General features: G+C 69.0%; 10 protein-coding genes. 1 reads left to right on the forward strand and 9 read right to left on the reverse strand.

Annotation, left to right across the window (positions count from 1 at the left end; genetic code table 11):
* Positions 1-263: 263 nt before the first annotated feature.
* The 6 genes from truB to rimP all read right to left on the reverse strand — a co-directional run bounded on the left by truB (position 264) and on the right by rimP (position 8,275).
* Entirely contained in the window at positions 264-1,286 is a 1,023-nt protein-coding gene (gene truB / locus AAHG03_RS21775) for a tRNA pseudouridine(55) synthase TruB (protein ID WP_342153154.1), read from the reverse strand.
* A 114-nt stretch (positions 1,287-1,400) separates the two neighbouring features.
* Positions 1,401-1,829: a 30S ribosome-binding factor RbfA gene (rbfA, locus tag AAHG03_RS21780; RefSeq protein ID WP_342153156.1), complete on the reverse strand. Its 429-nt coding sequence runs from the start codon at positions 1,827-1,829 to the stop codon at positions 1,401-1,403.
* Between the two features lie 97 nt (positions 1,830-1,926).
* Positions 1,927-4,917 (reverse strand): translation initiation factor IF-2, encoded by a 2,991-nt coding sequence (gene infB, locus AAHG03_RS21785; protein WP_342153157.1) that lies wholly within the window; start codon positions 4,915-4,917, stop codon positions 1,927-1,929.
* Entirely contained in the window at positions 4,918-5,721 is an 804-nt protein-coding gene (locus AAHG03_RS21790) for an RNA-binding protein (RefSeq protein ID WP_412759780.1), read from the reverse strand.
* A 12-nt stretch (positions 5,722-5,733) separates the two neighbouring features.
* Positions 5,734-7,380, reverse strand: coding sequence for a transcription termination factor NusA (nusA, locus tag AAHG03_RS21795; RefSeq protein ID WP_342153159.1), 1,647 nt, complete (start codon positions 7,378-7,380; stop codon positions 5,734-5,736).
* Positions 7,381-7,498: 118 nt separating this feature from the next.
* Complete coding sequence (rimP, locus tag AAHG03_RS21800; protein WP_342153160.1) at positions 7,499-8,275, reverse strand: ribosome maturation factor RimP; 777 nt, start codon at positions 8,273-8,275, stop codon at positions 7,499-7,501.
* 456 nt (positions 8,276-8,731) lie between these two features.
* Between rimP and AAHG03_RS21805 the strand changes: the two genes are divergently transcribed.
* On the forward strand, positions 8,732-9,340 hold the full coding sequence (locus tag AAHG03_RS21805; RefSeq protein ID WP_342153251.1) for a CatB-related O-acetyltransferase: 609 nt from the start codon (positions 8,732-8,734) through the stop codon (positions 9,338-9,340).
* Positions 9,341-9,366: 26 nt separating this feature from the next.
* Here AAHG03_RS21805 and AAHG03_RS21810 read toward each other — a convergent pair whose 3' ends face one another.
* The 3 genes from AAHG03_RS21810 to AAHG03_RS21820 form a co-directional block, all read right to left on the reverse strand.
* Positions 9,367-10,029, reverse strand: coding sequence for a hypothetical protein (locus AAHG03_RS21810; RefSeq protein ID WP_342153161.1), 663 nt, complete (start codon positions 10,027-10,029; stop codon positions 9,367-9,369).
* A complete protein-coding gene (locus AAHG03_RS21815) occupies positions 10,026-11,078 on the reverse strand; it encodes a hypothetical protein (protein ID WP_342153163.1) in 1,053 nt (350 codons plus the stop codon). The genes AAHG03_RS21810 and AAHG03_RS21815 overlap by 4 nt, the downstream gene beginning before the upstream one ends.
* 174 nt (positions 11,079-11,252) lie before the next feature.
* Complete coding sequence (locus AAHG03_RS21820; protein WP_342153166.1) at positions 11,253-12,287, reverse strand: aspartate-semialdehyde dehydrogenase; 1,035 nt, start codon at positions 12,285-12,287, stop codon at positions 11,253-11,255.
* Positions 12,288-12,583: the final 296 nt, after the last annotated feature.

The raw sequence follows: 12,583 nt of genomic DNA on the forward strand, positions 1-12,583 counted from the left end.
AAAACAAACCCTGCACTTCCAGCATCGATCACCTCCTGTCTATAAGGAGGCGTCAACGCATGGCCTTCAACGCGGATCGACGCGCCGAAAAGTCATATGCGATAGCCCTGCCCTTGCGGGGAGGGGTCAGGGGTGGGGGTCGCGCAGAAGGCACCGCTGCGGTTACTTCTGAACCACCCCCACCTCCTACCTCCTCCCCGCAAGGGGGAGGAGAACGCCACGTTCGGCTGCCGAGCGAAGCCGGCAGCCTGTCTCAAAAAGAATCAGTTGCGCGGCTGCGGCGCCGTTCCGCCTAAGTGAAACACCCGGTGCGGCACCAGCTCGCCGCGCTCGACGTCGCCGACGGCGACCAGCACGCCGCCGCAGGTCGCGTAGGCCTTGCCTTCCATCGGGGCGTCCTGGCCGCGCAGGATCACCGGCTGGCCGCGCATCAGGCGCAGGCCCATGTCGCGGCTCACCGCCACCGAGGGCACCTCGTCGAGGGCCGTCTCGACGGGCTTGAGCTGCGCCTCGGTGCTCTCCTCCAGCGACTGGACGGAGCACGCATTCGCCTCCTCGAACGGGCCGACGCGGGTGCGGCGCAGGGCCGAGACGTGGCCGTGGCAGCCGAGCATCCGGCCGAGGTCGCGCGCCAGCGCCCGGACATAGGTGCCCTTGCCGCACTCGGCCGCGATCACCGTGCGGTCGCCCGAGTGTTCGATCACCGAGAGATGGTCGATCTGCACGGTGCGGGCGACGAGTTCCACCACCTCGCCGTCGCGGGCGAGGTCGTAGGCGCGCTCGCCCTGGATCTTGATGGCGGAGAAGCGCGGCGGCACCTGCTCGATCTCGCCGACGAAGTTCGGCAAAGCGGCCTCGACCGCCTCGCGGGTCGGGCGTTCGTCGCTGGTGGCGACCGGCTTGCCCTCGGCGTCGTCGGTGTCGGTCTCGACGCCCCAGCTCACCTCGAAGCGGTAGGCCTTGCGGCCGTCCATGACGAACGGCACCGTCTTGGTCGCCTCGCCGAGCGCGATCGGCAGGATGCCCGAGGCCAGCGGATCGAGGGTGCCGGCATGGCCCGCCTTCTTCGCGTTGAACAGGCGCTTCACGATGGCCACCGCCTGCGTCGAGGTGATGCCGACGCCCTTGTCGAGCACGACCCAGCCGCTCACGTCGTTCTTCTTCGGCCGGTCGTGGCGCGGGCGCCCGCGCTGGGGCCGGCGGCCGGAGCGCGGCGGACCGTCATGGCGGCGGGCCTCGCCGCGCGGCGCCTCGTCCGGCGATGGGGAAGAAATTTCGTCCTGCATCCTGTCCTCGATCGACGGGGGTTTTCGGGAAGACTCGTCCCGTCATCGGGCCTCGCGCGGAGGCCCGGATTTCTGCAAAGCGTAGGGCCGGTCCGTGCCGGCCCGTCTTTCGGATCAATCGTCCGCGGACGAATCCGTTTCGCCGTCGCGGGGCGCGCTCTCAAGGTCCCGCTGAACCTTGTCGCTTCTGAGGAGCCGGTCGATCCGGGCGGCCTCGTCGAAGGTCTCGTCGCGGCGGAAGCGCAGTTCGGGCGCGTATTTGAGGTTCACCCGCCGGGCGACCTCCTGGCGCAGGAGCTTCCGGTTGCGCTCGAGCGCGGCGATCACCGGCTGCTCGTCCTGGCCGCCGAGCGGCATGACGTAGGCGGTGGCGAGCTTGAGGTCGGGCGACATGCGCACCTCCGGCACGGTGACGACGTGCGAGCCGAGCACCGGGTCCTGGATGTCGCCGCGCTGGAGCACTTCGGCGAGCGCGTGGCGCACGAGTTCGGCCACGCGCTGCTGGCGCTGCGAGGGGCCGGACGGGGTCTGTTTCTGGGCCATGTCGTTCTAACGGAGCCGCGAGGCTCGATGGAAAGGGAACGGGGCCGCGGCTCTCGCCGCGGCCCCGCTTTCCGAAGGGCAGTGAGGCGGGCGCCGCTTAGAGCGTGCGCTTGATTTCCTCGATGTTGAAGCACTCGATGAAATCGCCGACCCGCATGTCCTGGTAGTTCTGGAAGGACATGCCGCACTCGTAGCCGGCCGTGACTTCCTTGGCGTCGTCCTTGAGGCGCTTGAGCTGCGACAGGCGGCCCTGGTGGATCACCACGTCGTTGCGCAGCAGGCGGACATGGGCGCCGCGCTGGACCACACCCTCCATGACGCGGCAACCGGCGATCTTGCCGACCTTCGACACGTCGAAGATCTGCAGGATCTGCGCCTCGCCGAGCTTCTCCTCGCGGAGCGTCGGCGGCAGCATGCCCGACAGCGTGGCTTTGATGTCGTCCACGAGGTCGTAGATGATGCTGTAGTAGCGGATCTCGGTGCCGTCGCGCTCGGCCGCGTTGCGGGCTTCCTTGTGGGCCCGCACGTTGAAGCCGATCACCACCGCCTTGGAGGCGTTGGCGAGCGTGATGTCCGACTCGGTGATGCCGCCGACCCCCGAGAGGAGGATGCGCACGCCAACCTCGTCGTTGCCGAGCGCCGTGAGGGCGCCGTTGATCGCCTCGACCGAGCCCTGCACGTCACCCTTGATGATGATCGGCAGTTCCTTGCGGTTGGCGCCTTCCTTGGCCTCGCGCATCATGTCGACGAGCGAGCGGTTGGCACCGCCGGTGCGGGCATTCAGGCGCTCGCGCTTGATGCGGGCGCGGTACTCGGTGACCTCGCGGGCGCGGGCCTCGTTCGCCACCACGATCACGCGGTCGCCGGCGTCCGGCGTGCCGTTGAAGCCGAGCACCTCGACGGGCACGGACGGGCCCGCGTAGGGCACGTGCTTGCCGGTGTCGTCGATGAGGGCGCGGATGCGGCCCCACTCGGCGCCGGCCACGACGATGTCGCCGGTGAACAGCGTGCCGCGCTGGACCAGCACCGTGGCCACGGGGCCGCGACCGCGGTCGAGCTGGGCCTCGATCACCGTGCCCTCGCCGTCGCGCTTCTCGTTGGCGCGCAGATTCATGATCTCGGCCTGAAGCTGCAGGCCCTCCAGCAGGTCGGACAGGCCGTCGCCGGTCTTGGCCGAGACCTCGAATTCCAGGGTCTCGCCGCCCATCGACTCGACCTGGATATCGTGCTGGAGCAGCTCGGTGCGGACCCGCTGGGGGTTCGCCTCCGGCTTGTCCATCTTGTTGATGGCGATGATGATCGGGACGCCCGCCGCCTTCGCGTGCTGAATCGCCTCGACGGTCTGGGGCATCACGCCGTCATCGGCGGCCACCACGATCACGACGATGTCCGTCACCTTGGCGCCGCGGGCGCGCATGGAGGTGAAGGCCGCGTGGCCGGGGGTGTCGATGAAGGTGACGAGGTCGCCCGACGGCGCCGACACCTGATAGGCGCCGATATGCTGGGTGATGCCGCCGGCCTCGCCCTCGACCACGTTCTCCTTGCGGATCGCATCGAGCAGCGAGGTCTTGCCGTGATCGACGTGACCCATGATCGTGACGACCGGGGGACGCGGCTCCAGATCCTCCTCCAGATCCGGCTCGTCGGAGCTGAGGCCCTCCTCGACGTCGGACTCGGCGACGCGGCGGACGGTGTGGCCCATCTCCTCGGCGATGAGCTGGGCCGTGTCCGAATCGATCACGTCGGTGATCTTGTGGATCTGGCCCTGCTTCATCAGCAGGCGGATGACGTCCACGGCCCGCTCCGACATGCGGTTGGCGAGTTCCTGGATCGTGATGGTCTCGGGGATCGTCACGTCGCGGGCGATCTTCTCCTTGGCTTCCTCGTGCCGGTGCCCGCTCATGCGCTGCTGGCGGCGGCGGAAGGCGGCAACGGAGCGCGTGCGCTCCTCCTCGCCCGAGGTCGCGTTGGCGATGGTGAGGCGCCCGCGGTTGCGGTCGCCGCCCGGCGACTTCGGCGTCTTGGGCGGCGTGATGATCTTGAGCGGCATGCCCGGACGACGGATCACGCGCTTGGTGTCCGACTCGTCCTCCATCGCCGGGGCGCCGGGGCGCGCGGTCGCGGGGCGAGCGGCTCCCGCGCCCGCAGGGCGGGCGGCGGTCGCGGGCGTCGGCGCCTTCTCGGGCTCGGGGGCCGGAGCGGGCTTGGCCATGAAGTTCAGGTCGCGCGGCTTGCGCGTGTCGGCCGTGAGGACGCGACGCGGCTCGGCGGGCGGCTGCGGCGTGACCGGACGCGGGCCGGCCGAGGCCGCCGGACGCGGCGCACCGGGACGCGCCGGGGCGGCACCCGGACGAGCCGGAGCGGCCGGACGGGCCGGGGCAGCGGGACGCGCAGCAGCAGCGGCAGGACGCGCCGGAGCGGCGGGGGCCGGACGGGCAGGTGCGGCAGCCGCAGGCGCAGCAGCAGCGGGCGCCTCGGCGGCCGGGGCGGTGGGCTGAGCGGCCGGAGCGGCGGGCGCCTCGACCGGAGCGGCGGCGGCAGCCGCGCGGGCGGCCTCCTCCTCGGCGCGGCGGCGCGAATCCTCGGCGGCCTTGCGGCGGAGTTCGTCCTCCTGGCGGCGACGGTCCTCCTCCTCGCGGCGGCGGGCCTCGGCGGCCTCGCGTTCGCGGCGCTCGGCCTCCTCACGCTCCTGGCGGGCCTTGACCTCGGCCTCGGCGCGGGCGCGGTTTTCGGCCTCGCGGCGCTGGGCGTCGGCCAGCGCGCTGGCGCGGGCGTCCCGCTCCTGCTCGCTCAGCGTGCGCAGCACGACGCCGGACGCGGAGCGGCCGGGGGACCGGGCCGCCGGGGCCGGGGCGGGCGCGACCGAGGCCGGACGCGGCGGCGGAGCCGCGATCGGCTCGCGCGGCGCTACCGTTCCGGGGGCGGCGCCGATCGTGCGCCGCTTCACCGTCTCGACCACGACGGACTTCGACCGCCCGTGGGAGAAGCTCTGACGCACGGTGCCCTGCTCGACCGGACGCTTCAGCGACATCGGCTTCGAGGGGGCTCTGTTCTGCGTCTTGTCACCCGGATTGTTCGTATCGCTCATTCAGTCTGAACCCTGAGGGCTTCCATCGTCAGCGCGGCCGGCGGCGGGCGCGCCCGGCCGAGTCAACGTCATTACATCGTCGTGCGAATCGAAGGCCGTCGCGCCGGCACCGGGCGGGGCGTCCACCTTGGACGCCGACGCCACACCTTCGAAGGCCCGGAACCGACGCCAACGCGCGAGATAGCCGGTGGTGCCGGCTCCCGCGACGAGGGCAGCGTGTATCACATGATCCCGCCCCAAGGCCATGTCCAATTCGACGTTGGACAGGTCATCGATGACGGGAATTGCCGATATGGCCTCGCCATGGCGCCGACGCAAGGCCGCGGCGAGCTTGCGGCGCCCGTCCGGCATGGCGTCGGAGGCGTGAATCAGCGCCGCGACGCTCTCCGCCCCGAGAATCGCCGACTCGACCTTGCCGAAGCCGGTAACGAGGCAGCCGGCCTTATTGGCGAGCGCCAGGGCTTGGCGCATGTCGGTGCGAAGCCCGTCCGCGACGCGCTCGGGCAGGTCGGGCGGGGTGCTCGCGCCGTTCGTCCTGAAGGCGCGGTTGAAGGCGCGGCGCTTCATCGCCGCGGCCACCGTCTCCCGGTTCGCCGTGACCCAGGCGCCGCGGCCGGGGAGCCGGGCGCGCAGGTCCGGCACCACCGTGCCGTCGGGGCCGAGCACGAAGCGGATCATCGCCTCGGGCGATTGGGTGACGCGGGTGACGATGCAGGTGCGCAGGGGATCGCGACCGCGGGCGGGCCCACGGTCGAGGGGCGGGGCGTCCTCAGCCTCCGCCGGCCTGTCGATGCTCTCGCTCACCCGCGCGCGCCTTTAGGCGTTCTGCGTCTCGGGACGGGTCTCGCCCTCGGCGGGCGCTTCCCCGGCCTCGCCCTCGGCGGCCTCGCCCTCCTCGCCCTCGGGCTCGGGCAGCGACTCGATCCAGCCGGCCTTGAGGCGGGCGGCCATGATGAGGGCCTCGGCCTCGGCCCGCGACAGCTCGAAGCCGTCGAGATAGCCCGCGTGGCGCACGGCCTCGGGGCCGCGACCTTCGGTGTAGCCGACGAGGTCGTCGGTGGCGCAGCCGGCCAGATCCTCGACCGACTTCACCTCGTTCTCGCCGAGCGCGACCATCATCGCGGTGGTCACGCCGTCGATCTCGCGCAGCTCGTCCTCGACGCCGAGTTCGCGGCGGCGGTCGTCCTGCTCCTGCTCGATGCGGGCGAGGTGGTCCTGGGCGCGGGCCTGGATCTCGGCACCGGTCTCCTCGTCGAGGCCCTGGATGTTGGAAAGCTCCGCCACGTCGACGTAGGCGATCTCCTCGACGTTGCGGAAACCTTCCGCAGCGAGGAGCTGGCCAACGGTCTCGTCGACGTCGAGCGCCTCCATGAACACCTGGGTCCGCTCGGCGAACTCCTTCTGGCGGCGCTCCGATTCCTCGGCCTCGGTCAGGATGTCGATGTCCCAGCCGGTGAGTTGCGAGGCCAGCCGCACGTTCTGGCCGCGGCGCCCGATGGCGAGCGAGAGCTGGTCGTCGGGCACCACGACCTCGATGCGGTCGGCCTCCTCGTCGAGCACCACCTTCACGACTTCCGCCGGCTGGAGCGCGTTGACGATGAAGGTCGCCTGATCGTGCGACCACGGGATGATGTCGATCTTCTCGCCCTGCAGCTCGCCGACCACCGCCTGGACGCGGGAGCCGCGCATGCCGACGCAGGCGCCGACCGGGTCGATCGAGCCGTCGCGAGAGATCACGGCGATCTTGGCGCGCGAGCCCGGATCGCGGGCGACCGCCTTCACCTCGACGATGCCGTCGTAGATCTCCGGCACTTCCTGGCCGAAGAGTTTGGCCATGAACTGCGGGTGCGAGCGCGACAGGAAGATCTGCGGCCCGCGAACCTCGGTGCGCACGTCGAACAGGTACGAGCGGATGCGGTCGCCGGGGCGGAAGGTCTCGCGCGGGATCATCTCGTCGCGACGGACGATGCCCTCGCCGCGGCCGAGATCGACGATGACGTTGCCGTACTCGACGCGCTTGACCGTGCCGTTGAGGATCTCGCCGATGCGGTCCTTGTACTCGTCGTACTGGCGGGCGCGCTCGGCGTCGCGGACCTTCTGGACGATGACCTGCTTGGCCGATTGCGCGGCCACGCGCCCGAAATCGAACGGCGGCAGGGTGTCGGAGATGACGTCGCCGACGAGCGCGCCGGGGTTGTAGCGGCGGGCCTGATCCAGGGTGATCTCGCGGGCGTCGTTCTCGACCTGATCGACCACGAGCAGATGGCGCGACAGGCGCAGCGCGCCGCTCTTGGTGTCGATCTCGGCATGCACGTCGGTCTCGGCGCCGTAGCGCGAGCGGGCGGCCTTGGCGATCGCCTCCTCCATCGCCTCGATGACGATCTGGCGGTCGATCACCTTCTCGCGGGCCACCGCGTCGGCGATCTGCAGGAGTTCGAGCCGGTTGGCGCTGACGACGGCCATGGGGTCTGTCCTCTTGTGCGGTCTCGTGAACGTCCGCCGCTCGGGGCGGATTGCTCGTCATTTTGTTTGGAGCATCGTCTTTGTCCGAAAGCCGGAAACCACCTTTCGGGACGAGGCTCTAGTGAAGGGTGTCGCGGTTCTTCAGGCGGGCGGCCTTGGTGACGACGCCGGGGCCGGGCTTGCCCTTGGGCTTCTGTCCCGCCGGGGCCTTCTTGCCCTTCACCGGCTTGTCAGCCTTCGGCTTCGGGCGCTTGGGCTGCGGGATGACGCGGTACTGGGGCGCCTCGTCGGTCCCTTCCGCCTCGTCGTCCTCCGCATCCTCGTCGAACGCGTCGCCGTCCTGGGGCGGGGCCGAACCGCGGCGCAGCGACTCGCGGATCAGATCGTCTGTGAGCACGAGATGGGCTTCCGCCAGATCGCGCAGCGGCACGTCGATCCGGCTCGGCAGGCCGGGCTTCACGTCGGGCAGGTCGATCGGCACCGTGGCGCCGTCCGGGCTCGGCACGCCGATGATGCCGCGGAAGCGCTTGCGCCCGTCGAGCGGCACGGCCAGCTCGACCTTGGCCTCGTAGCCGGCCCAGCGCTCGAAATCCGAGACGCGCACCAGCGGCCGGTCGATGCCGGGCGAGGAGACTTCGAGGTAATAGGCGCCGCCGACCGGGTCTTCGAGATCGAGCAGCGGCGAGATCGCGCGGCTCACCGTCTCGCACTCGTCGACGCCCATGGTGCCGTCCGGCCGCTCGGCCATGATCTGCACGGTGCAGCCGTTCTGGTTCGAGATCTTCACCCGTACCAGCCGGAAGCCGAGACCCTCGATCGGGCCCTCGATCACCTGGGCGACGCGCGCGGCGACGCCCGTCTCCCCGACCAGACGCTTCTCGGTGGGCTCCGCCATGCTGTCGTTTCCGGCCCGCTCGACTTGACGTTAACTTGACTGTTCCGGTGCAGGCCGGCTCGCGGAAACAAAAAAGAGCGGGCCCCGGAGGACCCACTCCCGCAAGCAGCCTATCGACTGCACCAGAAATGTTGAGGCGTGACTTAGCCCCGGCCGGCGCAGAATTCAAGCGATTCGATTGCGGCGCCTTGCGTGCGAGCGCTCGCGCACGACTCCAAATTCCACCCACCGTCATTCCGGGGCGCCGAAGGCGAACCCGGAATCCACGACTGGCCGCGACGGTTCGGCTGCAACCGGGCACCGCGCATCACGGGTGGATTCCGGGTTCGCTTCGCGCCCCGGAATGACGGTGCGAAGATTGACACCGGCCGGTGCGGGTGGCGTTACCGAAGCCCGCCGCGAGAGGAGACATCCTTGCCCCATCGCTCCGGCCCCGACCCGGACGCCCTGCACCCCATGCCGGGCCACAGCCGCGTCACCTTCATCCGCAACTTGCCGCTCCCCGAGAACGTCGAGGTCGGCGCCTATACCTATTACGACGACCCGGCCGGGCCGCAGGCGTTCCTCGACGCGATCCTCTACCATTTCCCCTTCCTCGGCGACCGGCTGGTCATCGGGAAGTTCTGCGCCCTCGCCGCGGGCACGCGCTTCCTGATGAACGGTGGCAACCACCGCCTCGACGGGCTCTCGACCTATCCCTTCCCGATCTTCGGCGGCGACTGGACCGGCCGCTTCGAGGGGGAACTGAACTTTCCCAACCGCGGCGACACGGTGATCGGGAACGACGTGTGGCTCGGCTTCCAAAGCACGATCCTGCCCGGCGTCACCATCGGCGACGGGGCGGTGGTGGCCGCGCATGCGGTGGTGAGCCAGGACGTGCCGCCCTACGCGATTGTCGCCGGCAACCCGGCCCGCGTGGTGCGCCGCCGCCTCTCGGAAGAAGACGCCGCGCGGATGCAGCGGATCGCGTGGTGGGACTGGCCGGTGGAGCGCATTACCGCACATCTGCCGCTGATCGGCGGCGGGGATGTGGGAGCGCTGGAGGCGGCGGCACGGGACGGCTGAGCGCTCTGCAGCGACGAGGCGTCGCCTCAGCCCGTGCTCTCGAGCGGGAACGGCGTCGGCGTCCAGAACGGCTCGACCGCCGTCCCCACCACGTTCTCCCGCTCCCAGCCATGAAGGATCGCGGCGAGCGCGGTGCGGTCGTTGTCCAACAGTGGAGGGCCGATCTCTTGGATACGCTCGCAGAGCCGCGGGTAGCACGTTTCGACCTTTTGCCACCAGCAACGCGCCAAGTTCAAATTTCCCATCGCAATATCGTATACTAAGTTTTCGACGAAAGTCTTACCCCAGGTATAATCCATATGCGCCTCGGTAAATGAGCGACACGATCGCAAATTATCAAGCGTTCTCAAGAGACGAAGGGTCTTTTCAATGCGGAGATGAAGCTCGCCCTGCATCAGCGGATTGTCCCAGAACCAGAGATCCAATGACTTTGAGTCATCGACCGGCGGGTAGATATATGCATGGCAAAAACCGATATCCCTTGTGGGTTCCGTGTCAGGAAGAAAGAGGGGGAGCAACCACCAAGCCGGATTGCAATAAAGGGCTGAAGAAGTCCGTCCGATATGGATCACCCTGGCGACATGCGTCACCGGCGTCAGCCACAGCGAATCGCTGGTGACGAGCGCGAGGTCCGGATGGCGCTTCAGGAGAGGGCGGACAAGTTGCCGGATCTGCCGAGCGGTCGTCATGAGCGAGGTTTCACCTGAATCACGATGACCCGAACCGTATCAGGAAAATGTCGGCTGGCGGCAGCGGCGAGCCGAAGCGCGCGATCATCGCCGATGTTGGCGCTCCCGGTCTTGAAATCATAGACGCAGGTCGTTCCTGGCGATGTCCTTTCGAAAAGATCGATCCTCGTGGAATTTCTTTCGCCATAACGCGCAGCGCGAGACGCGTCGTTGAAAGAAATCTCCGCCACTAAATTCGGGTCGCCTTTTTTATTCACGGCAGCAGCGATCCAAGCATGGACCTTGTTGCCGAAGTCCTGTGGCGAACGATACAGCCCGCTCGCACGCACGCTCCGAACGGCCTGCTCGGCCAGCGCCTCGACCTCACCGTTCCGGCGGCAGGCCGCATCGAGCGTTCGCTGATCGATACGGCCTGCGAACGCCGCGCTCACCCCCGTTTCGGTCAGATCGATGGCGTACTCGTTCGCCGTGAGGCCGAGGACGGCTTTCCCGAAGCGGTCGTTCCGCGCGGAGAGAACCGCGAAGAGTGCCCCCGCTAATCTGACTGTCACCGCTGTCGTCAGCGGGACGGCCGGAAGAAACGTCGATTGAACGAACGCCTCCGGCTCCGCGCCCGCGGCGGTGAAGGTGCTGCGCCCGAGCACCGCGCCGGTCGCACCGTCGCGGATCGTCTGGGTCAGGCTGGAATTCTCGAAGATCCGGCTCTCGCCGTCCGGCGCGGTGACGATGTGCTGCTCGTCGTAGTCCCGGCGACCGGCCCGGACCCGGATCGACAGGACTTGCGTCCCATCGTCGAGGAGCGTCCGCTCGCGGCCGTCGACATCGCCGTCGGAGCCGCCGGACCGGCCGCCCGTCGAGCCGCCCCCGGCTCCGCCCGCCGGCACCCACTGCCCGCCATCGGACCGGCCCGCGGGCGCCCGTGGCTGATCGTCCGAATATTTCCGTCTCAGCGTCCGTTCGAGCCGGATCGCCGCCCGATCCAGCGTCGCCCCGGCCAGCAAGCCCCGGATGGCCGCGATCTCGGTGCGACGGTCGATGCGCCGGCTCATGCTCGATCCTCCTGTTCCTCGAACAGGAAAATATGCATAATATGACTTATGTCAGCTTACAAGACTTTTGTCCTATAGGACGGCTTCGGCGGCCTGTCGGGGCGGGGGACCGCCCAAACGAAAACGCCGCCCCGGTGGGGGCGGCGCTTCGAAGCGTCGGCTGATGGAGCGGGATCAGGCGGCCTGACGCGCCTTGCTCAGCAACTTCCGGTTCACCAGCACCTCGGCGATCTGCACGGCGTTGAGGGCCGCGCCCTTGCGCAGGTTGTCCGAGACGCACCAGAAGTTCAGGCCGTTCTCGACCGTGGCGTCCTCGCGGATGCGGGAGATGTAGGTGGCGTCCTCGCCCGCCGCCTCGTGCGGGGTCATGTAGCCGCCGTTCTCGCGCTTATCGATCACCAGGACGCCCGGCGCGTTCCGAAGAATCTCGGTCGCCTGCTCGGGGGAGAGCGGGCGCTCGAACTCGACGTTCACGGCTTCCGCATGGCCGATGAACACCGGCACCCGCACCGCGGTCGCCGTGAGCTTGATCTTGGGATCGAGCATCTTCTTGGTCTCGGCGACCATCTTCCACTCTTCCTTCGTGTAGCCGTCCTCCATGAACACATCGATGTGCGGGATGACGTTGAAGGCGATCCGCTTGGTAAACTTCTTCGTGACGACTTCACCAGCGGTGAAGACGGCGCGGGTCTGGCTGAACAGCTCGTCCATGGCGTCCTTGCCGGCGCCGGAGACGGATTGGTAGGTCGAGACCACGACGCGCTTGATCGTCGCCGCCTCGTGCAGGGGCTTGAGCGCCACGACGAGCTGCGCCGTCGAGCAGTTCGGGTTGGCGATGATGTTGCGCTTGGTGAAGCCCTCGACCGCGTCGGCGTTCACCTCGGGCACGATGAGGGGCACGTCGGCGTCGTAGCGGAACGCGGACGAGTTATCGATGACGACGCAGCCGGCCTGCCCGATGCGGGGGCTCCACTCCTTCGAGGCCTCGCCGCCCGCCGACATCAGGCAGATGTCGGTGTCGGAGAAGTCGTAGGTATCGAGGACTTTGACCTTGAGGATCTTGTCGCCGAAGGAGACTTCCTGGCCCTGGCTGCGGCGCGAGGCGAGCGCCACGACCTCGTCGGCCGGGAAGGCGCGCTCGGCCAGGATGTCGAGCATCTCGCGGCCCACATTGCCCGTGGCTCCGACGACGGCGACCTTGTAACCCATCTGTCCAACTCCGCTGCGCGGACGTGATCTCTTTTGCGATGAAAGACCGGCCCGCTCCCCGTTTGGGCGGCGTCCATGCCGGGCCCTCGGGGAATCCATAGGCGGAAGAGCCCGCCCCGACGCGGCGAGGTGGGTTTTTCCGGCGGGCGGAGCAAGATGCCCGTCCGGGCCCCCTGTCAAGGGGGCGAGGGAGCCGCGCTGACGAAGCGGCCGGGTTGAAACCGCCGATTCACCTTGGGGGCAGAATCACGAGGACGGCGCCGGCGCGGCAACCGGGCGGTGCGAGGCATGTGGGC

Origin of the sequence: Methylorubrum subtropicum (assembly GCF_038442325.1) — a bacterium.
Lineage (GTDB): Bacteria > Pseudomonadota > Alphaproteobacteria > Rhizobiales > Beijerinckiaceae > Methylobacterium > Methylobacterium subtropicum.

Coding starts and splice junctions, on each gene's coding strand:
- truB (WP_342153154.1), bottom strand. CDS start 1,286: ATGCAGGACGAAATTTCTTCCCCATCGCCGGACGAGGCGCCGCGCGGC.
- rbfA (WP_342153156.1), bottom strand. CDS start 1,829: ATGGCCCAGAAACAGACCCCGTCCGGCCCCTCGCAGCGCCAGCAGCGC.
- infB (WP_342153157.1), bottom strand. CDS start 4,917: ATGAGCGATACGAACAATCCGGGTGACAAGACGCAGAACAGAGCCCCC.
- nusA (WP_342153159.1), bottom strand. CDS start 7,380: ATGGCCGTCGTCAGCGCCAACCGGCTCGAACTCCTGCAGATCGCCGAC.
- rimP (WP_342153160.1), bottom strand. CDS start 8,275: ATGGCGGAGCCCACCGAGAAGCGTCTGGTCGGGGAGACGGGCGTCGCC.
- AAHG03_RS21805 (WP_342153251.1), top strand. CDS start 8,732: ATGCCGGGCCACAGCCGCGTCACCTTCATCCGCAACTTGCCGCTCCCC.
- AAHG03_RS21810 (WP_342153161.1), bottom strand. CDS start 10,029: ATGACGACCGCTCGGCAGATCCGGCAACTTGTCCGCCCTCTCCTGAAG.
- AAHG03_RS21815 (WP_342153163.1), bottom strand. CDS start 11,078: ATGAGCCGGCGCATCGACCGTCGCACCGAGATCGCGGCCATCCGGGGC.
- AAHG03_RS21820 (WP_342153166.1), bottom strand. CDS start 12,287: ATGGGTTACAAGGTCGCCGTCGTCGGAGCCACGGGCAATGTGGGCCGC.